24 protein-coding genes are annotated in these 22,925 nt (G+C 37.0%); 9 read left to right on the top strand and 15 right to left on the bottom strand.

From position 1 onward, the window contains the following. Position 1: 1 nt before the first annotated feature. Together ACULEU_RS10515 and ACULEU_RS10510 are read right to left on the bottom strand one after the other, a co-directional pair. A complete protein-coding gene (locus tag ACULEU_RS10515; protein WP_445452545.1) occupies positions 2–850 on the bottom strand; it encodes a hypothetical protein in 849 nt (282 codons plus the stop codon). A gap of 4 nt (positions 851–854) precedes the next feature. Next, positions 855–1,376, bottom strand: coding sequence for a hypothetical protein (locus ACULEU_RS10510; RefSeq protein WP_445452544.1), 522 nt, complete (start codon positions 1,374–1,376; stop codon positions 855–857). A 164-nt stretch (positions 1,377–1,540) separates the two neighbouring features. On the opposite strand from ACULEU_RS10510, the gene lpxK reads away from it, so the two are divergent. Then, positions 1,541–2,560, top strand: coding sequence for a tetraacyldisaccharide 4'-kinase (gene lpxK, locus ACULEU_RS10505; protein WP_445452543.1), 1,020 nt, complete (start codon positions 1,541–1,543; stop codon positions 2,558–2,560). Further along, positions 2,532–3,347, top strand: coding sequence for a purine-nucleoside phosphorylase (locus tag ACULEU_RS10500; RefSeq protein WP_445452542.1), 816 nt, complete (start codon positions 2,532–2,534; stop codon positions 3,345–3,347). The genes lpxK and ACULEU_RS10500 overlap by 29 nt, the downstream gene beginning before the upstream one ends. On the opposite strand, the gene ACULEU_RS10495 is transcribed toward ACULEU_RS10500, so the two are convergent. The 5 genes from ACULEU_RS10495 to ACULEU_RS10475 form a co-directional block, all read right to left on the bottom strand. Next, on the bottom strand, positions 3,344–5,512 hold the full coding sequence (locus ACULEU_RS10495) for an ATP-binding protein (protein WP_445452541.1): 2,169 nt from the start codon (positions 5,510–5,512) through the stop codon (positions 3,344–3,346). The two genes, ACULEU_RS10500 and ACULEU_RS10495, sit on opposite strands and share 4 nt — an antisense overlap. Positions 5,513–5,556: 44 nt before the next feature. Then, positions 5,557–6,546 (bottom strand): type I glyceraldehyde-3-phosphate dehydrogenase, encoded by a 990-nt coding sequence (gene gap / locus ACULEU_RS10490; protein WP_445452540.1) that lies wholly within the window; start codon positions 6,544–6,546, stop codon positions 5,557–5,559. A gap of 84 nt (positions 6,547–6,630) precedes the next feature. Then, entirely contained in the window at positions 6,631–7,500 is an 870-nt protein-coding gene (gene lipA, locus ACULEU_RS10485) for a lipoyl synthase (protein WP_445452539.1), read from the bottom strand. 101 nt (positions 7,501–7,601) lie between these two features. Beyond that, positions 7,602–8,957 (bottom strand): sensor histidine kinase, encoded by a 1,356-nt coding sequence (locus ACULEU_RS10480; protein WP_445452538.1) that lies wholly within the window; start codon positions 8,955–8,957, stop codon positions 7,602–7,604. Between the two features lie 185 nt (positions 8,958–9,142). Beyond that, positions 9,143–9,985 carry a L,D-transpeptidase gene (locus tag ACULEU_RS10475; protein ID WP_445452537.1) on the bottom strand — a complete coding sequence of 281 codons (843 nt, stop codon included), beginning with the start codon at positions 9,983–9,985 and terminating at the stop codon, positions 9,143–9,145. A 133-nt stretch (positions 9,986–10,118) separates the two neighbouring features. On the opposite strand from ACULEU_RS10475, the gene ACULEU_RS10470 reads away from it, so the two are divergent. Then, positions 10,119–11,177, top strand: a complete 1,059-nt coding sequence (locus ACULEU_RS10470) for an NAD(P)-dependent alcohol dehydrogenase (protein ID WP_445452536.1) — start codon at positions 10,119–10,121, stop codon at positions 11,175–11,177. Positions 11,178–11,319: 142 nt separating this feature from the next. On the opposite strand, the gene ACULEU_RS10465 is transcribed toward ACULEU_RS10470, so the two are convergent. Next, entirely contained in the window at positions 11,320–12,564 is a 1,245-nt protein-coding gene (locus ACULEU_RS10465) for an MFS transporter (RefSeq protein ID WP_445452535.1), read from the bottom strand. Between the two features lie 129 nt (positions 12,565–12,693). Between ACULEU_RS10465 and ACULEU_RS10460 the strand changes: the two genes are divergently transcribed. From ACULEU_RS10460 to ACULEU_RS10445, 4 genes are all read left to right on the top strand, one after another. After that, positions 12,694–13,533 (top strand): 1,4-dihydroxy-2-naphthoyl-CoA synthase, encoded by an 840-nt coding sequence (locus ACULEU_RS10460; protein ID WP_445452534.1) that lies wholly within the window; start codon positions 12,694–12,696, stop codon positions 13,531–13,533. Between the two features lie 72 nt (positions 13,534–13,605). Then, the gene (gene menA / locus ACULEU_RS10455) at positions 13,606–14,529 is read left to right on the top strand and encodes a 1,4-dihydroxy-2-naphthoate octaprenyltransferase (protein ID WP_445452533.1); all 924 of its coding nucleotides are present in this window, start codon (positions 13,606–13,608) and stop codon (positions 14,527–14,529) included. Between the two features lie 11 nt (positions 14,530–14,540). Further along, on the top strand, positions 14,541–15,218 hold the full coding sequence (locus ACULEU_RS10450) for a metal-dependent hydrolase (protein WP_445452532.1): 678 nt from the start codon (positions 14,541–14,543) through the stop codon (positions 15,216–15,218). 1 nt (position 15,219) lies between these two features. Then, positions 15,220–16,254: an o-succinylbenzoate synthase gene (locus ACULEU_RS10445; protein ID WP_445452531.1), complete on the top strand. Its 1,035-nt coding sequence runs from the start codon at positions 15,220–15,222 to the stop codon at positions 16,252–16,254. Positions 16,255–16,287: 33 nt separating this feature from the next. Here the strand turns inward: ACULEU_RS10445 and ACULEU_RS10440 are convergent, their stop codons facing one another. The 6 genes from ACULEU_RS10440 to ACULEU_RS10415 are packed head-to-tail and all read right to left on the bottom strand — an operon-like array spanning position 16,288 to position 20,198. Then, positions 16,288–17,052 (bottom strand): oxygenase MpaB family protein, encoded by a 765-nt coding sequence (locus ACULEU_RS10440; protein WP_445452530.1) that lies wholly within the window; start codon positions 17,050–17,052, stop codon positions 16,288–16,290. Between the two features lie 21 nt (positions 17,053–17,073). Then, a complete protein-coding gene (gene creD / locus ACULEU_RS10435; protein WP_445452529.1) occupies positions 17,074–18,429 on the bottom strand; it encodes a cell envelope integrity protein CreD in 1,356 nt (451 codons plus the stop codon). A gap of 25 nt (positions 18,430–18,454) precedes the next feature. Further along, entirely contained in the window at positions 18,455–18,763 is a 309-nt protein-coding gene (locus ACULEU_RS10430; protein WP_445452528.1) for a hypothetical protein, read from the bottom strand. A gap of 3 nt (positions 18,764–18,766) precedes the next feature. Beyond that, positions 18,767–19,222: a Coq4 family protein gene (locus ACULEU_RS10425; RefSeq protein ID WP_445452527.1), complete on the bottom strand. Its 456-nt coding sequence runs from the start codon at positions 19,220–19,222 to the stop codon at positions 18,767–18,769. A 53-nt stretch (positions 19,223–19,275) separates the two neighbouring features. Then, positions 19,276–19,572 carry a winged helix-turn-helix domain-containing protein gene (locus tag ACULEU_RS10420; protein WP_445452526.1) on the bottom strand — a complete coding sequence of 99 codons (297 nt, stop codon included), beginning with the start codon at positions 19,570–19,572 and terminating at the stop codon, positions 19,276–19,278. Between the two features lie 2 nt (positions 19,573–19,574). Continuing rightward, complete coding sequence (locus ACULEU_RS10415) at positions 19,575–20,198, bottom strand: hypothetical protein (RefSeq protein ID WP_445452525.1); 624 nt, start codon at positions 20,196–20,198, stop codon at positions 19,575–19,577. 86 nt (positions 20,199–20,284) lie between these two features. Between ACULEU_RS10415 and ACULEU_RS10410 the strand changes: the two genes are divergently transcribed. After that, the gene (locus ACULEU_RS10410) at positions 20,285–21,655 is read left to right on the top strand and encodes a M28 family peptidase (RefSeq protein ID WP_445452524.1); all 1,371 of its coding nucleotides are present in this window, start codon (positions 20,285–20,287) and stop codon (positions 21,653–21,655) included. Then, entirely contained in the window at positions 21,656–22,003 is a 348-nt protein-coding gene (locus ACULEU_RS10405) for a DUF1801 domain-containing protein (protein ID WP_445452523.1), read from the top strand. Between the two features lie 54 nt (positions 22,004–22,057). Here ACULEU_RS10405 and ACULEU_RS10400 read toward each other — a convergent pair whose 3' ends face one another. Then, positions 22,058–22,918, bottom strand: a complete 861-nt coding sequence (locus ACULEU_RS10400) for a hypothetical protein (RefSeq protein WP_445452522.1) — start codon at positions 22,916–22,918, stop codon at positions 22,058–22,060. Positions 22,919–22,925: the final 7 nt, after the last annotated feature.

Genomic DNA, 22,925 nt, shown 5'->3' with positions numbered 1-22,925 from the left:
ATTAATCGCAAGGGATACCATACAAATCTAAACTTTTTTCCCAAACAACTTCAGCTTTACTTTGATTGTTGATACGATATATTGATCTGCTTGGGAAATTAAGATCGGTGAGGTTAAATTCTTTTTTCCAGTTAAAATCATCTTCATAGGTAAAATAATAGGAGTCAGTATTCGCTACTATTTTTGTAGAGCCCGATTTATTTCTGTAATCAGCCTGAATGCTATCTATAAATCGATCTATTTGTTTGTTGATTGTTTTCTCGACTTTTTTATAATCTTTCCCATAAACCATACTTAGCGGTTTCTCAGAACAAAATAAAGGATGCCCATATTTGTTTTTGTCAAATCCATTAATTTTTATAGCAATGATTCTTGACAGGCATTCATCTACGGTGAAATAGACATCGCCTAAACTAACTTTTGTAAAGCCTTTTGTACCATAAATATAATATGAGGGTTTTAGTTTTTCCTTAATTCTTTTTTCAAGGTTCAAGCTTCGGAAGATGTTTAGCTGTCCTGTTGTATCTATATAGATGGAATTGATGGGTCTTATAGTGGCAATGAAATCCTTTTTATCTCCCCAATCAAATAAGGTATCCTTCTGTAAAATATCGTCGTAGATTTTGTCATGAAATAGTTTAGCTTCTTTAGGGTCGTAGTCATTAAGTTCTAAGACAATGGCATCAATATCTTTCGAAATAGAATATACAGGAAGAACATCATCAAAATCGGATACACTTTTACCCGAATCCTCCGCTACAAGTTGCTTTGGAGTTTTGGTTTTCTCTTTTTGACTACAGGACAACATCGAAAACAGTAAAAGGAATAGAAGCGATTGTAACACTTTCATATAATTATGTAGCCCATTCGTTTAAAGTTTCCTTAATCGTCCAAACACCATTTATTTTCTCGAACAATAGAAAACAACCGCTATTATGTTCGATGCTGCGGTAGAAGGCAACTTTCACTAAGGCGAAGTTATTACTGGCAAAATAAATCGGTCGGTGAACAATCATAAGTCGCTGATTGTTCTCACCATATTTGTCGGAGACCACTTTGTAATCTTCAAACGACAAACAATCGTTAACCTTACTTTTTAAATACTGATTTTGATTGTTAAACAAGATGTTGTAAGCTGCAGACCAATCTTCTTCGGCGGTAATGAACATTTGTTTTTTGATTTCGTCAGCGTTCTTTTTTAGCAAATCACTTTTAGAAATCACTTCCAATACTTCGGGATTGTTGGGGGCTTTTTGGCAATAGAATCGCAACAGTTGCAATCTTCCTTTGGCAATTGCCTTTTCATTTTTATAATATTTGGTAAAGATTACCTTCAACAAATCAGCGTTGTCTGTTTCCTGGGAAAAAACAGTCATGGTGTTTATAAAAAAAGCGAGGGTTAAAAAGTGTATTGTTTTCATGATAATGGAGCCACGAATGCACAAATAAATTGTAATTAAAACTTTTCAAAGATAAAACCTTTGTACCAAAATTATAAAAACATTTGTGTATTCGCAGCTTATATTTTTATATTTGTTAGATGAATTTGTTGCGAAAATTACTCTTTCCTTTTGCCATTCTATATGGTTTTATCACTTCGTTAAGAAATTATCTTTATGATAGGGGTATTTTAAAATCCTATTCTTTCGATGTTCCGGTGATTGTGGTTGGGAATTTAAGCGTAGGCGGAACGGGCAAAACACCTCAGATTGAGTATTTAATTCGGTTATTGTCTCCTAACTATAAAGTGGCTACTTTAAGTCGGGGTTACAAACGAGAATCCGAAGGTTTTATTTTGGCTGATACCAATGCTACTGCGGCAACTATAGGAGACGAACCCTTTCAGTATTACACTAAATTTTCCAATATTCAAGTGGCTGTCGACGCTGATAGACGCAATGGTATAACACAACTAATAAAACAAAAAGAAACCCCTGATGTTATTTTACTAGACGATGCCTTTCAGCACCGTAAAGTCAAAGCGGGATTATATATTTTACTGACGTCGTATGATGATTTGTTTTGTAATGATTTTGTGCTACCTACAGGTAACCTTCGCGAAAGCAGAAGCGGAGCCAAAAGAGCTCATATTATTATTGTAACCAAATGTCCGCCAGCAATCACAAAATCGGAACAAGAGAACATTAAGAAGGCAATTAATTTGAATCTGCCTATTTTCTTTAGCACGGTAAGGTACGATGATAACATCTATAACGAAACCGAAAGTAAGCCTGTCCATGAGATAAAAGCAATTTCCAAAGTATTATTGGCCGGCATTGCCAAACCCGGACCTTTCTTTGATTATTTGCGTTCCGATGCCGATGAAATAGTAACCTTTCCCGATCATCATTCTTTTAGCGAAAGCGATATTCTCAACATCAAAAGCAAATCTGATGCAAAAATCATCATCACAACTGAAAAAGATTTTGTACGTTTGAAGGCTAAAATTTTAAATGCACCAGTATACTATTTACCAATAAAGAGCGAATTCCTGATAAATCAGGAAGCTTTTGACCAAATTATTTTAAACTATGTGGGAACTTGTACAAGAAACCGTTAACTATATAAAAAGTAAAACTAACTACACTCCGGAATATGGAATCATCCTCGGTTCAGGACTAGGAAGTTTTACGGAAGACATCAACATTGAATTTACCTTACCTTACAACGAAATACCTAACTTTCCAGTATCGACGGTTCAAGGTCATAAAGGCGCTTTGGTTTTCGGAACTATTGGCGATAAAAAAGTGATGGCGATGCAAGGACGTTTCCATTTTTATGAAGGCTATGACATGAAGCAGGTTACTTTTCCGGTTCGTGTGATGAAATACCTTGGCATTGACAAACTGATTGTTTCGAACGCTTCAGGTGGCGTTAATTCGGATTATGAAGTAGGATCTGTTGTGATTATTAAAGATCATGTCAATATGTTTCCGGAACATCCTTTACGCGGCAAAAATGACGAGCGTTTTGGACCACGTTTCTTAAACATGAACGAGGCCTACAACAAAGCGATGATTACCAAAGCAAAATCGATTGCTGCTGAAAATGGTATTACGGTTCATGAAGGTGTGTATCTTGGTTTACAAGGCCCAACCTTTGAGACTTTCGCCGAATATAAAATGGTAAAAATATTGGGTGCTGATTGTGTCGGAATGTCGACAGTTCCCGAAGTTATAGTTGCTCGTCACATGGGAGTGGAGTGTTTCGGACTTTCGGTTATTACTGATATGGGCGATGTTGAAGCGAGCATGGAAGAAGTAAGCCATGAAGAAGTCTTAAAAGCAGCAGCCAAAGCAGAGCCTCACGTTAGAAAAGTAATTAAAGAATTAATTCTTCAGTTTTAGGCTAAATTATTAGCAATTACTCTATAGAAATTTTCGGGTTCAAATGGTTTGGTGATCACGTCGGTCATGCCAAACGATAACAGCATTTCCCTGTTTTCATTTAATGAAATAGCAGTTAGGGCAATGATTGGTTTTGTGGTATCGAATTCGCGGACTTTCTGTGTGGCAATGGTTCCGTTGATGCCCGGTAAATGCACATCCATCAATACCAAATCAAAGTGATTTTCTTTACTTAGAATTTCCACAGCTTCTTCGCCATTATCAATGATGAAGCACTTAATGTCTTTCTTTTCGAGCATTTTTTTTGTCACCATTTGGTTGATTTTATTGTCTTCCACCACCAAAATGTTTTTGTCTTTTAAAACCTCATCCGAATATAACTGCTCTTTTTCAAAAACGATTTCTTTGGTGCCGTTGAAAAGATTCAATTCGAAGTCAAAAGTAGTTCCAGCGCCAACTTCGCTATTTAGATTGATTTCACCACCTAATAAATCTACGATTTTCTTAACAATCGTAAGACCTAAACCAGTGCCGCCGTATTTTCTGTTGATTTCAATCGAACCTTGAGAAAAGCTTTCAAAAATAGTTTCCTGCTTGTCTTCGGGAATTCCGATTCCCGTATCGCTTACTGCAAAATTGATTCGGGTAAAATCGTCACCGGTTTCCACCACTTTCGCAATTACTTTCACTTCACCGTTTTTGGTGAATTTCAGAGCATTATTGATCAGATTTATGAATATCTGAGATAATTTAGTCGGATCGCCCAATAGCATTTCGGGAACATTGTCATCAATTTCCAACAAAAATTGGTTGTTATTATTGGCAGCGATTTCGGTCATGGAGTTTTTAATATCCAATAAAAGCTGCTTGATGTTAAAATCGATGTATTCAATTTCGATGTTATTCGATTCGATGCGGTTGATTTCGAGAATTTCATTGATAAAGGTCAACAGATAATTGCCCGAGAATTTCAACGAATTCAGATAGTGTAATTGGTTTTCCTTCGGATTGTCTTCTATCAGTAAATGGGTAATTCCGTTGATGGCATTCAGCGGTGTCCGAAGCTCGTGACTCACGGTAGACAAGAATTCGGCTCGCGCTTTTGACGCTTTTTCGGCGTTATCTTTGGCAATCTGCAATTCGAAATTTTTCTCCTTTAAGGTGTTATTCGATTGTGTTCTGATGATGTTGTTTTTATATAAAGACAAACTCAGTAAAGATAAAATCGTAATTAATGCAATAGCCAGAATACTGATTAGTTTGGCAAATTTGTTGGTCTTTTGCTGTGCTACGTTCTCTTTAGTCATCTGATCAATTTCTTTCAAACGCTCGCTTTCCTTGAAGTCGACATAATCATTGACATCCAATTTTTTATTGTTGAGATGCGAAATGCTATCCTTCAGCTCCAAATGCGCTTTCAGAAAGTTATACGATTTTTTCAAATCCAATAGCTTTTCATACGTAATGCTTAACTCTAATAAAATTTTTGATTTCTGATCTAGATTTTGGTCTTTGGAACTCAAGGTTAAAGCACGATTAAGGTAGTTAACGGCTAAGTTATTATGATTTAGATTTTCCTCGATAGTTCCTAATTGGTATAACGCTTCAGCCTTAGTTTTGAAAATATCTTTGGAATCGTCTTTAGATATGATGACATTAAAGAGCTTGGTAGCCAATTCGGTTTTGCCATTATTCTTGTATAAAATGCCTTTTTGCAGATTCAAAAATTGCGACGTATCGATTTTGAGTAGGTTATAAATGGATTGTGCTTTATCAAAATTAATTTCAGCTTTGGAAAACTCTTCCAAATTCATGTAAGAAAGTCCAATATAATAATAACATAAAGCATAATCGGTAGAGGGTGCTAATTGACTGAAGGCATCAGCACATTTGCTAAAGGTTTCTATAGCATCATTCATTTTCTTCAATTCAAAATAGGTCGTTCCTAATGAGAATAAGGCATTACCCTGACCTTTTATGTCATTTTTAGACATGGCATAATTATACGCTTTTTGTGAGAATGCTAACGACGATTTATAATTGTCGGTTTTTTTATTAAATTGTGCTAACTGGATGAAATAGGCTGTGCTGTCAACTTTTTTTGTTGATCTTCTTTGTCCAAAAAGGACAATAGGCATACATAGGAATATCCAAATCCATTTCATTTAACGTGTCAAATAAAAAATTAAGTACGTTAAAAATAGTTAAATTATTTTCTTAACAAAAGAATTAGGTCAATAATTCGGGACGAATATCCAATTTCATTATCATACCACCCGACAACTTTAACCATTTTCCCAATCACAGAGGTAAGTTGGGCATCAAAAAGACAAGAATGTCTATTGCCAATAATATCAACAGAAACTATAGGATCTTCGGTATAATCCAGAATTCCCTTAAAATTAGTGGCAGCAGCCTCTTGAAAAGCAGTATTTATTTCCGCAATAGAAACTTCTTTTTTAACGTAACACGTAATATCGGTTAAGGAACCGTCGGGAACAGGAACACGAATGCCGCTTCCGCCAATTTTTCCTTCCATTTCCGGAAAGATCTTTGTCAGTGCTTTGGCTGCGCCTGTAGTTGTCGGAACAATCGATTGGCTGGCTCCTCGGGCACGACGCAAATCCTTGTGAGGTTGGTCGTGAAGGCTTTGATCTGTGGTATAAGAGTGTACTGTAGTAATGTAAGCTTGTTCAATGCCACAAAGTTCGTTGATTATTTTAATCATCGGTGCGGCATTATTGGTGGTACAGCTGGCATTAGAAACTATTTTTTCGCTTCCGTCCAATATGCTTTCGTTAACACCAAGAACAACCGTTTTTATTTCGGGCACTTCTGAAGGTGCTGAAAGTATCACTTTTTGAGCTCCGGCTTCAATGTGTTTATAGATATCTTCGAAGGTTTTGTACTTTCCGGTACTTTCGATTACGAAATCAACAGCGTTCCATTTCAGATTGCTGATTTCTTTTTCGTGATAAAACAAATAGGGTTTTCCATCAATAATAATCGATTGGTCATCATAGGAAACGGCAAAAGGCAAAACACCATGAATACTGTCGTATTTTATCAAATGTGCCATCGTTTTAGTGTCGGCTATATCATTTATAGCAACAACTTCTATCATAGGATGATGCAGCAGTAATCGAAAAAGATTTCTTCCGATACGTCCAAAACCGTTAATGGCAATTTGAGTTTTCATTTATGAGTGGATGATGTTTATAAGGTTTATGTGGTTTAAAAGAATATAATAACCCTAATAAACGTAATAACCCTTATAACCTTTTTACAATATGTGTTTTTCAGCATGATAAGAAGAACGCACCAAAGCACCACTTTCTACATGACGGAAACCCATTGCTTTGCCTAACTTCTCGTATTTTTCGAATTGTTCCGGAGTAATGTATTCTTTTACCGGTAAATGTTTTTTGCTGGGTTGCAAGTATTGACCAATCGTTACAATATCAACGTCATTGTCGCGAAGATCTCGCATAGTCTGAATAACTTCTTCTTCAGTTTCGCCAAGACCTAACATGATACCCGATTTGGTTCTTTTGATACCTTGCGCTTTTAAGTATTTCAAAACAGCTAAACTACGGTCATACTTTGCTTGTATTCGCACTTCACGTGTCAAACGTCGAACGGTTTCTACATTGTGAGATACCACTTCCGGATTGGCTTCTACAATTCGGTCAATTATTCTTTCTACACCTTGAAAATCCGGAATCAAAGTTTCTAAAGTTGTGGTGGGATTCATTCTGCGGATTGCCTGAACGGTTTCGAGCCAAATGATAGAACCCATGTCCTTCAAATCATCTCGGTCGACACTTGTAATTACAGCGTGTTTAATGTTCATGATTTTGATAGAACGCGCTACTTTTTCGGGTTCATCCCAATCCACCGTTTCGGGTCTTCCGGTTTTTACGCCACAAAACCCACAGGAACGCGTGCAGATATTTCCTAAAATCATAAAAGTGGCAGTCCCTTCTCCCCAACATTCACCCATATTAGGGCAACTTCCAGAGGTGCAAATGGTGTTGAGCTTGTATTTATCTACAAGGCCACGAAGTTCGGTATATTTTTGCCCGATAGGGAGTTTTACTTTGAGCCATTTTGGCTTTCCTACTGGCAAATTTGTGTCAATAACAGATTCCATAATTGAAATTTTCATTGCAAAGATAAAGAATGTATATCGAAGATGGTAGCTTTGGAATCCAGTTTTCTTATTAGCAGATAGAGAAACCGAATGGCAATTGTTTACATTGGAATGTAGATGTCAAATTGTGCCCCTTTTCCCGGTTGTGCTTTAGCTGAAATAACACCGTTGTGGTTGTTCACAATCTTTTTAACTATAGTGAGTCCAATGCCTGTGCCTTCAAACTCTTCCCTTGTGTGCAGTCGTTGGAAAAGTTCAAAAATCCTTTCTTTATAATCGGATTCAAATCCAATACCATAATCACTAAATTCAATGTGATAGTGATCCCCTTGAATTTGGAGGAATGTCATGGATTCATCATACTTGATGTGATTGCCTTTTATTGTGATGCGTGGAGATTCTTCCGGTTTTTTGAACTTCAAAGAATTGGTTATAAGATTTTGCAACAACTGCCGAAATTGGAAGGGAATGATGGTCACTTCTCCCAAATCGAGCAATTCAACGACAGCCTTTTTTTCTAACAACTCCTCCTTTAAGGTTTCCATCACTTCCTTAATTATGATATTCAGATCGCTTTTTTCAAACGTTCGTTCACTAGCTGTAGTGCGCGAATACACCAGTAGATCTTGAATAAGGGTTTGCATGCGCAATGCTGAATGTTGGATGCGGTCAAAAGAATATTTGCCTTTTTCTGTCAGGCTTTCAGATTCGTCGGCTAAGATACGGCTGGTAAAAGTTTGTATTTTTCTTAAAGGCTCCTGCAAATCATGACTTGAGATAAACGCAAAAGATTCAAGCTCTTTATTGGCAAGGAGCAATTCGGCAGCACGGCTTTCTTTTTCTTTATTTTGATAAATAAGTTCCGTGTTAGCGATTACCAATTCGGCAGCACGGTTTTCTTTTTCACTGTTTTGAAAGGCAAGTTCGGTGTTGGCAATGACCAATTCGGCAGCACGGTTTTCTTTTTCCTTGTTTTGAAAGGCCAGCTCTGTATTAGCAATCACTAGTTCTGCGGCTCGCTTTTCCTTTTCAGTATTCTGATATAAAAGTTCGGTGTTAGCAATGACCAATTCGGCAGCGCGGTTTTCTTTTTCGATGTTTTGAAAGGCAAGTTCTGTATTGGCAATTACGAGTTCCGCAGCACGTTTTTCCTTTTCCGCATTTTGATAGATTAACTCCGTATTGGCAACAATCAATTCAGCTGCCCGGTCTTCTTTTTCAGAATTTTGAAAAGCAAGTTCGGTAATTGCGATAGCCAATTCGGCAGCACGATTTTCTTTTTCAGTGTTCTGAAAGGCCAGCTCGGTATTGGCAATCACTAATTCGGCAGCCCGTTTTTCATTATTTTCAATTTGTAATGCCAGATTTTTATTGGCTACGAGCAACGCTGCACTATCGTGTACTATTCCTTTTGGAGGTATTTGAGTAGTAGTATTTTTGGCTGTTTTTTTATTCATCTGAATCACAATTGTCTAAAGATACTCTTTTGTTTTCAATTGAAGTATGATTTTAAGAAACGATGCTTTACCCAGCTAGTAGGTTTGTTTTGTACTCGTTCGGACTTTGTTCGAAAAAAGGCCTGTCATAGTAGCATAAACCCTAACAGAATACGAACAAATCATTTTTAATAACAGGTTCAGATTTATTCAGAAGTATTTCTTTTCGTCTGTTCTTCTATTATTTTTGACAGAAATTGTTTAGTTACTTTTTCAATGTCTGCAACGGTGAAATTAAGTGCTTTCGCATCTGTAACCAATTGATACCATGGTTTTGGAGCGTCAAAGTCATAACTGCCAAAAACAAGCACTGGAGTTCCTTTAAGTTTGACGGTTTGGTCGTTTAATAAAACCCATTGGTCAGCCCAATCGTAAAGATATTTGGCATCTCTTTCCGAAAGACGGAGACAAGAATGGGAAGCAGGATAACCCGGTAATTCGTATTGATGCCAACCAACACCTAATTTGTTTTCAACATTGAAGTTCCATTTTAAATCCCACTCATCGTTAAATGTACTGGTGGTTTTTTCGGCTTTCCAGTTGGTAAAAAATAATCCGGTCGGCGTTTTGTCGGCTTTTCGACCCATATTGGTTGGTCCTGTTCTAATCAAATCTCCGTATTCGTAAGCAGCGAAAGTTTGAGTAGCATACGAAAAGAAGATTATTTTGCTAACCGCATTCAGGGCTGCTACTTTGAAGGGAAACGGTAAGTAATACGCCAAGTCTACGTTTAAGTCATTGGGAACGATAATAGAATCCATTTTGACAATATTCGCTTTGTCGGTTCTGTTAGCCGCTAAGACCAAACGGATTTTGCTGCTGTCCTGTGTGGTGGTCAACCATTCTTTCGTTTTTTCAAAAGTATAGCTGACAGATTTAGGCTTCACTCGCGTTGGGATGGCTTTTTTGCTTTTGGTAAGGACTGTTTTTTCTTCTTTGCAGGAAGCGACAAACAAACATAAGCTGATAATAAGAATGTACTTTTTCATAGGGTTGAGATTAAAGTGTAAAATTCCTTATTACCGAATGGAAAAGCGTTACATAATTTTAGCAAATGTTTATGCCGTTTGCACATAGGAAATGCCTAATTTTAAGGTCTGATAAAATAAAACAAAAACAACAATGACAACAACTAACGTAAAAGCTTACGGTGCACAGGCAACAGATGCACCACTGAAAGAAATGAATATTGAACGCCGTGAAGTTTTGGCAAAAGATATTGAAATCGAAATTATGTATTGTGGTGTTTGCCACTCTGATTTACATACGGCCAGAAATGACTGGGGATTTACAACGTATCCGGTAGTTCCGGGTCACGAAATAGTAGGTAAAGTAACCAAAGTAGGTAGTGCAACAACCAAATTGAAAGTCGGAGATTTTGCTGCAGTTGGCTGTTTAGTAGATTCGTGCCGCACTTGCAAGAGTTGTGAACAAGATTTAGAACAATATTGCTTAAACGGATGGGTGGGAACCTATGGTGGACAAGACAAACATTTAGGCGGATTTACCCACGGCGGATATTCTGAAAAAATTGTAGTCGATGAAGATTTCGTTTTAAAAGTGCCGGCGAATTTAGACTTAGCCGCAACAGCACCGTTATTGTGTGCCGGAATTACAACTTGGTCGCCTTTGCGCCATTGGAATGTAGGTAAAGGAAGTAAAGTTGCCGTAGTAGGCTTGGGCGGATTAGGTCACATGGCTATCAAATTGGCTAAAGGATTGGGTGCAGAAGTTACCTTGTTTTCCAGAACACCAGGCAAAGAAAAAGATGCTTTAGAGTTAGGAGCGGATGCGGTTGTTATTTCTACGGATGAAAATCAAATGAACTCGGTTGCCGGAAAATTTGATGTTATTATTGATACCATACCTTATGTCCACGATGTTAATCCGTATATAGCCACTTTGGGAATTAGTGGTACTATCGTAATTGTGGGGTATTTAGGCGGATTGGATCCGATTTTGAATACTGTTCCGATGATTATGGGCAGAAAATCGGTAGCTGCGTCCTTAATTGGTGGTATTGCCGAAACTCAGGAAATGCTTGATTTTTGTGGTAAACACAATATCGTCTCCGAAATTGAATTAATCAAAATGCAGGATATCAACGAAGCGTATGAAAGAATGCAGAAAAGCGATGTTCGGTATCGATTTGTAATTGATATGGCTTCGCTGAAGCAATAAGAAGTATTTGATAATAAAAAGAGGCAGCTTTAAGCTGCCTCTTTTTATATTTAATATTTTGATGCAGTCATGTTCTGTACTTCTTCGGGAAAACACCCTTTTAAGCGGCACAATGTCGAACAAAACCCGACGAATTTAAAACTTACTCTACATAATCCAAATCGGTGTCATGGGTTTCACTGATGGTCAGTGTTGCATAGATTCCCAAGCCAAAAGCAATTAAACCAACTATCGCTGCAGCCATAATGACCGTTTGGGATAGTTTTAAATAATCAAAACCAATAAGCATAATCGGAACTGTTCCGCGAACCATATTCGGAACGCTTGTTGTAGCGGTACTTCTCAAATTGGTACCAAACTGCTCAGCGGATACCGTAACAAACATAGCCCAAAATCCACATCCCAGACCAATCCAAGCGCAATAGAAATAGTACATATTTTCGGTTTTATTGCCGCTAAAAAGAAGTAAAACAACACCAATTAAAGTAAAAAGGAGCATGGCTAAAATGGTCTTCTTTCGGGAACGAAAAGCATGTGAGATAAAGCCGCTCGAAAAATCACCAACTGAAGTCGCAATATAAGCCCACATAATGGCTTTTCCTGGGTCGATGGATTTGATGCCCATTTCGGGAGCAAACTGGTTGGCCATAAAGACTAAAATACCAATACAATACCAAATGGGAATGCCAATTAAAATGCATTTAAGGTATTTGATAAAAAGTCTTGTAGAAGTGAAGAAAGCGAAAAAGTTGCCCCGTTTTATTGCCGAGTTTTCTTTTACGGAGGTAAACATGCCACTTTCGGCAACGCTGATTCGGAGTACCAATAACGCTAATCCCAATATTCCGCCAATAATGTAAGCGGTTGTCCAACTGCCGGCCAATTCTACAGTAAACTGTGCTACAACAGCTCCTAAAACCCCAAAACCGGCGATGATAGAACATCCGATGGCACGTAACTCTTTGGGTAGTGTTTCCGAGACCAACGTTATTCCGGCACCTAATTCTCCAGCCAAACCAACTCCGGCTATAAATCGAAGTAGAGCATAGGTTGTTGCTTTGTCGGCAATATTGATTTGAGGTAGAAATCCGCAAGCAATGTTGGCTAAAGAGTAGACTAAAATCGAACCAAACAAAACCGAAAGTCTTCCTTTTTTATCGCCGTAGATTCCCCATAAAATACCGCCCAAAACCATACCAATCATTTGACAATTGATAATCATAGTACCCACTTTGTCAGCATCTAAACCTAAGTCATTTAAACTTTGAATTCTAACAATTCCGAAAAGCAATAAATCATAAATATCTACAAAATAGCCCAAAGAAGCAATGATAACTGGGAAGCTGAATAAGATTTGAAGTTTTTCTTTAGCGGTAAAATTTTTCATAAAATTGGTTTCGGTGTGCTAAATATAGAAATAAAAACAAAAAAACTATTACCATTTGTTTTTGCGGTTAACAGCAAAAAAACTTTATTTTTACGCTAAAATAGAATCTAACCAACTTTTAGCATTTACATGAGTTCAATTAATTGGAAGACCGTCAAGGATTTTGAAGACATCACCTATAAAAAGTGCGATGGTGTTGCGCGAATAGCCTTCAATCGCCCAGAGGTGCGTAATGCCTTTCGGCCTAAAACTACAGCTGAATTATTACAGGCATTTCATGATGCTCAGGAAGACACCTCTATTGGAGTTGTATTGCTTTCCGCAGAAGGGCCCAGCACAAAAGATGGTATTTGGTCGTTTTGTTCCGGTGGTGATCAAAAAGCACGTGGGCATCAGGGTTATGTAGGTGACGATGGTTATCATCGTTTGAATATTTTGGATGTGCAACGGTTAATTCGGTTTATGCCAAAAGCGGTTATCTGCGTGGTTCCGGGCTGGGCGGTAGGAGGTGGACACAGCCTGCATGTAGTTTGTGATCTGACATTGGCCAGTAAAGAACACGCTATTTTCAAGCAGACTGATGCCGATGTTACTAGTTTTGATGGTGGCTACGGGTCTGCATATTTGGCCAAAATGGTGGGGCAGAAAAAAGCCCGCGAAATTTTCTTTTTAGGTCGAAATTATTCGGCTCAGGAAGCTTTTGACATGGGTATGGTAAATGCAGTCATACCGCACGAAGAACTTGAAAATACAGCCTATGAATGGGCTCAAGAAATCTTGGCTAAGTCACCAACATCGATAAAAATGCTGAAATTCGCCATGAATTTAACGGATGATGGCATGGTGGGACAACAGGTCTTTGCTGGTGAAGCTACAAGATTGGCTTATATGACTGATGAGGCCAAAGAAGGAAGAGACGCGTTTTTAGAAAAAAGGAAGCCAAATTTTGATAAAAAATGGTTGCCATAATTAATTGCAATAAGCATTAAGCAAAAGGCAGTAAGCCTATAGTTTAAAGCTTAAAGCCTAAAGTTTAAAAAAATGAAACACTGGGTTGAAGCAGCACGAGTTCGTACATTACCGCTTTCGGTATCCGGAATTATTGTTGGGAGTTTTTATGCAATGTCACAAGCCATGTTCAACTGGAACATCGTTCTTTATGCGTTATTGACAACTTTGGGCTTGCAGATATTGTCCAATTTTGCCAATGATTATGGTGACGGTATCAAAGGAACTGACAATGAGGATAGGGTCGGGCCAAAACGTTCTATTCAAAAAGGCACTATAACGCCTTTTGCTATGAAGAATGCGATGATACTTACGTCGATAATTACTTTGTGTTTTGCTAGTTTATTGATTTACTATGCTTTTAAGGAAAGTTATTTATTGTACTCCTTTATATTTTTCTTTTTAGGTATTTTGGCCGTTGCTTCGGCAATTCGGTATACGGTTGGGCAAGGAGCTTATGGATATCGCGGTTATGGTGATGTCTTCGTTTTTATTTTCTTTGGTTTGGTAAGTACTTTCGGAGTGTATTTTATGTTTTCAAAACAAATTGACTGGTTGTTATTATTGCCTGCAACAGCAATAGGTTTTTTGAGTGTCGGTGTGTTGAATCTCAACAATATGCGTGACGAGGAAAGCGATAGAAAAGCAGGAAAAAATACGGTTGTAGTTCAGAAAGGTGGTGCATGGGCAAAGCAGTATCATTACTTTTTGATTCTTTCTGCTATGATTTTGGTGGTTATTTTTGCTTTTTTGAACGGATTTCATTTTGACCAATATTTGTTTTTAGCGGCCTATTTTCCATTGACATCGCATTTAATGAATGTTCGCAGAAACAGAAATCCAAAACTATTGGATCCCGAATTAAAAAAATTAGCACTAAGTACTTTTTTCTTAGCTATCTTATTGGCGTTGAGCTTGATATTTTTCGTTTCTGATTTATTGGTTAATTATATTTAAAATATTCTTTTATGAAAATTACTTTTTACGGACATTCTTGCCTCGGTATTGAAGTCAGCGGGAAACACCTTTTGGTAGATCCTTTTATTTCGGGAAATGAAAAAGCAGCACATATTGATATTGCTACTCTAAAAGCTGATTATATCCTCATTACTCATGCTCATTTTGACCATGTTTTGGATGTGGAAACTATTGCTAAAAACAACAACTCGGTAATCATCTCAAACTGGGAAATTGCTATGTATTTTGGCAACAAAGGGTTGCAACATCATCCCATGAACATTGGTGGAAGCTGGCAATTTGATTTTGGAAAAGTAAAATATGTTGCCGCAGTACATTCGAGTTCTTTTTCTGATGGAACATACGGCGGAAATCCAGGAGGTTTTGTTATTGAAGGTGAGCACAAAAACATCTACATTTCGGGCGATACAGGGCTAACAATGGATATGAAGCTTATTCCTATGAGAACCAAGCTTGATTTGGCGGTTTTTCCAATAGGAAACTGCTTTACGATGGATGTTGAAGATGCTATTATGGCTGCAGATTTTGTAGATTGTGATAAGATTCTAGGCTGTCATTTTGATACTTTTGGGTTTATAGTAATAGATCACAATGATGCTAAAAAGCGATTCTTCGATGCCGGGAAAGATTTAATGCTTTTAGATATAGGGGAAAGTATTTCGCTTTAAAATGAAAGCTACTTACTTCAAATATATTCTTCATTTTAAACAAGCTTCAGGCACTTCACGTGGCATTTTAACCGATAAAGAAACCTGGTTTATTGTTTTAGAAAAAGATGGTAAAAAGGGCATAGGCGAGTGTGGTATTCTTCGCGGATTGAGTGCAGATGATCGACCGGATTATGAAGAGAAATTGCAGTGGGTTTGTCAAAACATCCGTCTTGGTGAAGCGCAACTTTGGGAAGCATTACTTGAATTCCCCTCAATTCAATTCGGAATCGAAATGGCTTTTCTTTCCTTGAAAAGTGAAAATCCTTTTGTTTTATTTCCTTCAGATTTTACAAATAACCTCCAAAGCATTTCGATAAACGGACTCATTTGGATGGGTGAAAAATCCTTTATGAAAGCCCAAATTGAAGACAAAATCAAGCAGGGTTTTACCTGTTTAAAATTGAAAATAGGAGCCATAGATTTTGACAAAGAAATGGATTTGTTGCGTTTTATTCGAAGTAATTTTGACGAAAAAACAATAGAAATCAGGGTTGATGCCAATGGCGCTTTTGATGAAAATGAAGCTTTATATAAAATTAATCAAATAACTGGTTTTAAATTACATAGTATAGAGCAACCAATTAAAAAAAACCATACTGACACGATGTCAGTCTTGTGTAAAAACACGAATATTCCTATAGCTTTAGATGAAGAGCTTATTGGTGTCTTTTCTAAAAAAGAAAAGGAAAATTTGCTTCTAAAAATCAAGCCGCAATTTATTGTTTTGAAGCCTAGTTTTGTAGGTGGATTTCGAGGCACTTCCGAATGGATTTCGTTGGCAGAAAAAAACCATATAGGTTGGTGGATAACTTCGGCCTTAGAAAGTAATGTGGGTTTAAACGCCATTGCACAATTTACTTTTTTACAAAATAATTTGATGCCACAAGGTTTAGGAACCGGAGGATTATACACGAACAATTTTGATTGTCCGCTGACGGTTTCCGAAGGTCAACTTTGGTATGATAAAAATAAGCAGTGGCATTTTAGTTTATAAAAAAAGCCTGTTCCTTTGAACAGGCTTTTTTGATTATTTAGGATGAATATCAATTTCCTTTATTTGCGTTTTATACGCTGCTGGCAAAAGCATATATTTGAGAAACCAATCCATCCGGATATGCCTACTGATTTTATAAATAGGTACTGCTAGACTAAGCAAAGAGAAATCGTTCAGATACAATAACTTTTTGACCGTTTTGGGCACTACTAATTTTTGAGCTTCCACCAACACTTCATAACGCAGCATGCCCAAATGCTTTTTGTATTGCTTGAAAAGATCAAAAGTGTATTTACTTGCCTGAAGGTTTTCGGTCAAATGAACTTCGCGAGCAAGTAACCATTCGGTGTAAGTAAGCGGTAAATCTTTTAAACCCATTCTTTTTCCGACGCGATAAAAGACATCGAAGACTTCCTCTTTTTCTGTTATGCTTAGTTTTCTTTCTAAAAGTTCATACGAAGCAATAGAGTAATGAATCAACATGAACAAGACATCACGATACGCCCAATCGGGAATGGATGCGCCCCGACTTTCCTCAACGGAACCGTGTATTTTTCGCAGTGTATCGATGGAAGCATGAGCATTATCCATCGACGAAAATACAATCAGTCGGGCATACTTGACCGTAGAAAACAATCTGCCCAAAGGATCCGCAGGTAATTTTCCGGTAAAATAGAGCCAATCAACAGCCTTGTTCAGTGCAAATTCGGCAGAAGCACCAGCAAAAATGAATAGCACGGTATCGCTTTTACCCCAAATTTCTCTGACCACCGAATCTTTTTTTACAAATAATTCCATAACAACCGTTTATTTATAGGCTTATTTACTCCAATCTATCTTTCTTGAGAAATACATCACTGCTCCCAAAATCAAGAACAAGCCGATACTGCCTACAAGCAAGGCATAATCTTCCATTTGGATAATTACATAAATGAACGAATACAATACACTCAAAGCGATACCGATAAACATTGGGAATTTTTTATTCTTTAAAATCGAAATCGAGTAGAGCGTGATCATGGTTATTACCGAAGCTCCGGCAATAGTGTAGGCAAAACTAAAGGTACTGTGTTCAGTAATTGAAATCAAAAGGGTATAGAACATAATCAGCGCCAAACCTATCATCGAATACTGAAAGATGTGGATATTGATTTTGCTTATCGATTGAATCAGGAAGAAAATCAGGAACGTTAACCCAATGACTAAGAAGCCATACTTAGAAGCACGCTCATTTTGCTGATATTCGTCCACTGTTTGGATTAATTTCACTCCAAAGAGGTAATCATTCAAATCAGGTAAAACATTCGCGTATTGCTGCGAAAACGTGCGGTTGATGTCCAATATCTTCCAATCGGCATGAAATCCTTTTTTGTTGATGGTTTTGGTAGTGTCAGATGCCGCAAAAGTTCCTTCAAAACTTGGAGATTCCCAATCAGAATCTATACTCACTGTCGTTACTTTTCCAATGGGAATGAATTTGACACTGTTGCTGCCGTTGTAGGATATGGCAAAGTTAAAATCGATTTTATCAGAATTCATCAAGGCTTTATAATCGAAGGTGTTGGTTGCCAACACACTATATTCGCTTTTGTCGCTGTTTTGTGACTCGAACGAGAAGGTGTCTTTATTCAGCTGGATTTTCAACTCACTTTTGATGCTTTTCAGATTGGTCGTTTTGACAATCACGGCAGCTTTTTCCCACTGAATATTTTCTTCGGCAATGCCCAGTTTAGTGAAATTCGGACTTGTAAAGTTTCCTTTAAAGTTCATGTCAGCCGTGAAAACCACATGATTGAAAATGCCACGTTTCAGATTGTCATTTTTTCGAATGTTGGACGTATTTTTCAATTCATTCGGAAAGAAATAGGCGTAATTGTTGACTGCTCTTCGCTCAATAGTGGTTACTCCGGTTTTAGAATTGGTTACATTATAGGCTTCGTAACTTGTGTACGGAATTCGGAGCATCGGACCGTAAAACTGCACATCACGTCCCCATAAATTGGTGACTTCATTAACCATTTGGGTTTTTCTTTGGGAACGTTCCCGGATTAAGTCCTGCACAAAGAATAGCGGAATTAGTAATACCAATGTTAGAAATCCAACCATAATCATTTTGGCAGTATTGGATTGAAGAAAGTTTTTAACTTCTGGAACTTGATTTTCTTGATTTTCCATGATTTTAATTTTTTTTTAAAATGGTTTATTTATGAAATACGATTTTGAGATACAGCAAAGCGATAGGAATATTGGATAACAGAATTAAGATGCGAATGACAATAATTTTTCTATCATGAGGTTTTATATGCCATTGATAACATAAACTCAGCAATACGATTAAGTTCGAAATAAGGGCAATTACGACATAGAGAAACCCCAAAATGAGTATTTGAACATCATGAGGAAATGCCAAATGAATGAGTAGTAATAAGGTTCCGATTCCGAAACAGGTGAGTGCGAAATAGGTTGAAAATTTTCCGGAGCTTGATGAGGTTTGTGTTGGTGTTAGCATGATTTATTTGATATTAAAGGTGAATTGTATTTCTGATATTGGTTGGTAAAGCATATTCTCAAAATCCAAATGGTGAAATTGATGGGCGCTTCTTCCTCTTTTGTAGAAGTTGTAAAAGAATTGGAGTTGAGTAGGGTAGAAGCAGGTTCCAATTACAAGCACAAAAGCCATATATAAACTTTTCTTCCCGTTTCCCAATAAAAAATACTGCATCGCTATTTCTTCAGGGACAGAGATACCTGTGTTCGTCAAAACATGAATGACATCATGATCTTCGAGTTTGGGTTGCATCTCAAAATTGTATTTCAGCAAAAAGCAACCCATGTGAAATCCCAAGGATTCCTGAGGATATAGAATTAACTCTTTGGGCGTAAGATTCCAAGGTTTGTTTTTCTTGAAGTATTTCTGGTAAGGTTTCTTGGTCCATTCGTATAACTTTTCGATAAGTAGTGCTCTCATAGCTTGTTTTAAAAGTACTTTGTATTTCAAAGTAAGTTGATAAAAAAATAGGGTTAACTTTTTTGTATTAATTTTTCCAGCGCCTCAATATGTTCTCTGAAGGCTTTTTTTCCGTTTGTTGTGGCGATGTAACTGGTATTGGGCTTTTTTCCGATGAATTGTTTTTCAATCCTAATATATTCTTCGGTTTCCAAGGCTTTCGCGTGACTAGCCAAATTACCATCTGTAACACCAAGGATTTCTTTGAGCGTATTAAAATCGGCACTTTCATTGACCATCAATACCGACATGATCCCAAGACGAATCCTGTGATCAAAAGCTTTGTTGATATTTTGGATGATACTCTTCAAAATTAATTTCTATCGTATTTAAAATACATCATGCTACCATAAACAATATGACAAACCCCAAATCCCAAGGCCCAAAATAACAAACCGTAACCTAAAAACCAAGTGGAAAGCAATCCTAATATAATCATAGTAATCCCTAAATAGCGAACATCACCAAGGGTATATTTACTGGCATTGACACAGGCTAATCCGTAAAACAATAAGGTCAAAGGTGCCACTAAACCCAATATGTCCTTTTCGATTAAAAATAGAATAAAAAATCCTCCCGAAGCTAACGGAATTAAAAAATTAATCAAAAGTCTTTTAGAGGAAGCATTCCAAAGGGTATCATTACTCTTTTTTGCTTTATTAGCACTCATGATCACGGCTGTTATCACCGATAAAAACAAAACAGCAAAAGCTACTATAAACAATCTTTCAATCATGGGCTGCGTAATCACTAAATCGTCATATTCTCCTAGAGTAGTAGTATCAAAATATATGGTGTTGTAGGCGAGCCAGGCACCAATTAAGGCATAAATTCCGGCTAAGATTCCGGATAATCCACTCAACGAAATAAATCGCGAGGATTTATCCATGATGTTCTTGATTTCTGAAATGTCTTTAAGGTATTTTTCGTTTTTCATTTTAAAGTACTTTGAAAAACAAAGTAAATGAATAATATTTTCTCAACCAAATGTTTTTTCAATTATTTTTGAGAAAAATATTTCTGATGAAAAAAACTGCCTTAATCGCCTTTCTTGTTACCTCAATGGCCTATTCGCAAAGCAATGACCAAAAAATGATTGCGGATATTTACAAGTATTCCTTGACTAAATCAAGTTGTTATTCTTGGTTAGCGTATCTGTCGAATTCGATTGGTTCCAGAATGTCAGGTTCTGTTGGTGCTGAAAAAGGAGTACAGTTTACCAAACAACAACTAGAAAATTTAGGCTTAGATCGTATATATCTTCAGGAAGTAATGGTGCCCAATTGGGTAAGAGGCGAAAAGGAAACCGCTTATATTATCGATAACAAAACCAAAACCAATCTTCCTATTTGTGCTTTGGGTGGATCTATTGCCACGTCAAAAAGTGGTTTAACAGCCGAAATTATTGAGGTACAAAGCATTAAAGAACTTGAAGCATTGGATGCTGAAAAGGTGAAGGGTAAAATTGTTTTTTACAATCGCCCTATGGAACCTGAAAACATTAATACGTTCAAATCGTACGGTCATTGTGTGGATCAACGATTTTACGGCGCTGAAAAAGCAGCTAAAATGGGAGCTGTTGGTACGATCGTACGTTCGATGACCTTGAGACTCGATGATTTCCCTCATACCGGAATGCAGAGTTATGGAGATTTACCGAAAGAAAAGTACATTCCGACTGCTGCTATTAGTACGAATGGCGCCGAATTATTGAGTAAAAAGCTAAAAGAAAACAGCAATCTTAAATTTTACATGAAGCTTTCGTGCCAAACTTTAAGCGAGGTGCTTTCGTATAATGTGATTGGTGAAATCACAGGTTCGGAACATCCTGAAAAAATACTGATTGTTGGCGGACATCTTGATTCCTGGGACTTGGCGGATGGTTCTCATGATGATGGTGCCGGAGTGGTTCAAAGCATGGAAGTTTTGGAATTGTTTAAAAAACTTAACTATAAACCTAAAAATACGATCAGAGCGGTCTTGTTTATGAACGAAGAGTTTGGAGGCAGGGGCGGAAAAAAGTATGAGGAATTATCCAAAATAAATAAGGAAAACCATATTTTTTCATTGGAAAGCGATTGTGGAGGATTTTCACCAAGAGGTTTTGCTTTTCAATGTGATGCCGCTAATTTTCAAAAGATTCTGGGCTGGAAATATTTATTTGAACCTTATTTGATTCACAATTTCACATTAGGTGGAACCGGTTCGGATACTGGTCATTTAACCTCTACAAAGATTGTCAAAGCGGGATTAAGTCCGGATTCACAACGCTATTTTGATTATCATCATGCGGCAAACGATACGTTTGACGCTGTAAATAAACGTGAATTGGAGCTTGGAGCAGCTTCGATGGCGTCCTTGATTTACTTATTTGACCAATACGGCATCGATTAAATGAAACCTCAGGACCATTACATTCTGAATCAACCAGAAGTCTATCGCTCAATGCTTTTGCACATTATGGCTGTGATTGAAACGGAGATACCCGATGCTACTTTAGAATTCAAGTGGAAAATTCCTTTCTATTATTATAAAAAGAAACCTTTCTGCTTTTTAAATGCCAGTCATAAAGGAAAGTATGTAGATGCGGCCTTTAGTAAAGGCTTTCAGTTGCAGAATAATCTCGAATTTTTGAATGGTGAAAATAGAAATACTTATAAATCATTGCGTTATTTTTCTTTGGAAAGTATTGATAATAAGATCTTGTCATCAGTAATACAAGAAGCCAAAAAAATGTATTAAAAAAAGTCCCGATACTAAACTAGTATCGGGACTTTGTATTTTAAGTATAACTTTTTAAATCATAAAAATGCCACCAAAAGCGATGATTCTTTGCAAAAACATAAAGTGTTGTGAGGCCGAGTCTGATGGGTCATTGGTAGTTCGGATGTCATTCATATTGATGTAACCACCTTTTAACTCGGTTTGAATAAAAAAGTGTTTGAAAAACGTAAAGTTCAATCCAACTTTAGCAGAAACGCCAAATCCGGAAATGTGAAAATCATCATGTCTTTCTTTACCAAGTAACGTAGAATTTGTTTTTGGATATAAAAAACCACCACCAACACCTTCAGTAATATTAATTTGAAATTTATCGGTATTTCTTATTTTAAAAAGTTTTGAAATATCATCAACTCTACTAAACTCAGTATTGACATAATTCAAGCCATCCGTATGTTCAAATTTAAGAAAACTACCATCAGTTAAGTCAATGGTATTGTTTCCAGATGGTAAATATACACCAGCATAATCTGGATAAGAATTGCCAACAACGCCTCCAATTCGAGCAATTTGATCTTGAGTCATTACATATTTCATGTGGTCAAATCCAATCGAAATGTTGTAGTGGTCGTTAATGAAATAACCAATTCTCAAATTGGTTTGCGGTATGGTCATTCGCGCGGGATTGGCATAATCTAAATGCCATCCTTTTGCTTTATCATGTGCTTGAACATCGTACAAGGTAAAATCATAATCTGGACCTTTAAAATGAATATCGGAACTGGAATAACTTTCACGGTTTCCACCCCAAAAAATATACATTTTCCCTTTGTTATGAGCGGTGTATTTGACTGGGTTTACAGGTTTATCCTGAGCAAAAATAGTTGGCGTTACCATAGAAAAAGCAAGTAACGATAGTATAAAAAAGTTTTTCAAAACGTAA

It is taken from the genome of Flavobacterium sp. 25HG05S-40 (assembly GCF_052654735.1).
Note: the sequence above shows the minus strand (reverse complement) of the source record. Positions and strands in the feature narration are given on the sequence as shown.

Coding starts and splice junctions, on each gene's coding strand:
- ACULEU_RS10470 (WP_445452536.1), top strand. CDS start 10,119: ATGACAACAACTAACGTAAAAGCTTACGGTGCACAGGCAACAGATGCA.
- ACULEU_RS10410 (WP_445452524.1), top strand. CDS start 20,285: ATGAAAAAAACTGCCTTAATCGCCTTTCTTGTTACCTCAATGGCCTAT.
- ACULEU_RS10515 (WP_445452545.1), bottom strand. CDS start 850: ATGAAAGTGTTACAATCGCTTCTATTCCTTTTACTGTTTTCGATGTTG.
- ACULEU_RS10495 (WP_445452541.1), bottom strand. CDS start 5,512: ATGAAATGGATTTGGATATTCCTATGTATGCCTATTGTCCTTTTTGGA.
- ACULEU_RS10460 (WP_445452534.1), top strand. CDS start 12,694: ATGAGTTCAATTAATTGGAAGACCGTCAAGGATTTTGAAGACATCACC.
- gap (WP_445452540.1), bottom strand. CDS start 6,546: ATGAAAACTCAAATTGCCATTAACGGTTTTGGACGTATCGGAAGAAAT.
- ACULEU_RS10425 (WP_445452527.1), bottom strand. CDS start 19,222: ATGAGAGCACTACTTATCGAAAAGTTATACGAATGGACCAAGAAACCT.
- ACULEU_RS10510 (WP_445452544.1), bottom strand. CDS start 1,376: ATGACTGTTTTTTCCCAGGAAACAGACAACGCTGATTTGTTGAAGGTA.
- lpxK (WP_445452543.1), top strand. CDS start 1,541: ATGAATTTGTTGCGAAAATTACTCTTTCCTTTTGCCATTCTATATGGT.
- menA (WP_445452533.1), top strand. CDS start 13,606: ATGAAACACTGGGTTGAAGCAGCACGAGTTCGTACATTACCGCTTTCG.
- ACULEU_RS10450 (WP_445452532.1), top strand. CDS start 14,541: ATGAAAATTACTTTTTACGGACATTCTTGCCTCGGTATTGAAGTCAGC.
- lipA (WP_445452539.1), bottom strand. CDS start 7,500: ATGGAATCTGTTATTGACACAAATTTGCCAGTAGGAAAGCCAAAATGG.
- ACULEU_RS10405 (WP_445452523.1), top strand. CDS start 21,656: ATGAAACCTCAGGACCATTACATTCTGAATCAACCAGAAGTCTATCGC.
- ACULEU_RS10430 (WP_445452528.1), bottom strand. CDS start 18,763: ATGCTAACACCAACACAAACCTCATCAAGCTCCGGAAAATTTTCAACC.
- ACULEU_RS10480 (WP_445452538.1), bottom strand. CDS start 8,957: ATGAATAAAAAAACAGCCAAAAATACTACTACTCAAATACCTCCAAAA.
- ACULEU_RS10415 (WP_445452525.1), bottom strand. CDS start 20,198: ATGAAAAACGAAAAATACCTTAAAGACATTTCAGAAATCAAGAACATC.
- ACULEU_RS10465 (WP_445452535.1), bottom strand. CDS start 12,564: ATGAAAAATTTTACCGCTAAAGAAAAACTTCAAATCTTATTCAGCTTC.
- ACULEU_RS10475 (WP_445452537.1), bottom strand. CDS start 9,985: ATGAAAAAGTACATTCTTATTATCAGCTTATGTTTGTTTGTCGCTTCC.
- ACULEU_RS10445 (WP_445452531.1), top strand. CDS start 15,220: ATGAAAGCTACTTACTTCAAATATATTCTTCATTTTAAACAAGCTTCA.
- ACULEU_RS10500 (WP_445452542.1), top strand. CDS start 2,532: ATGTGGGAACTTGTACAAGAAACCGTTAACTATATAAAAAGTAAAACT.
- ACULEU_RS10440 (WP_445452530.1), bottom strand. CDS start 17,052: ATGGAATTATTTGTAAAAAAAGATTCGGTGGTCAGAGAAATTTGGGGT.
- creD (WP_445452529.1), bottom strand. CDS start 18,429: ATGGAAAATCAAGAAAATCAAGTTCCAGAAGTTAAAAACTTTCTTCAA.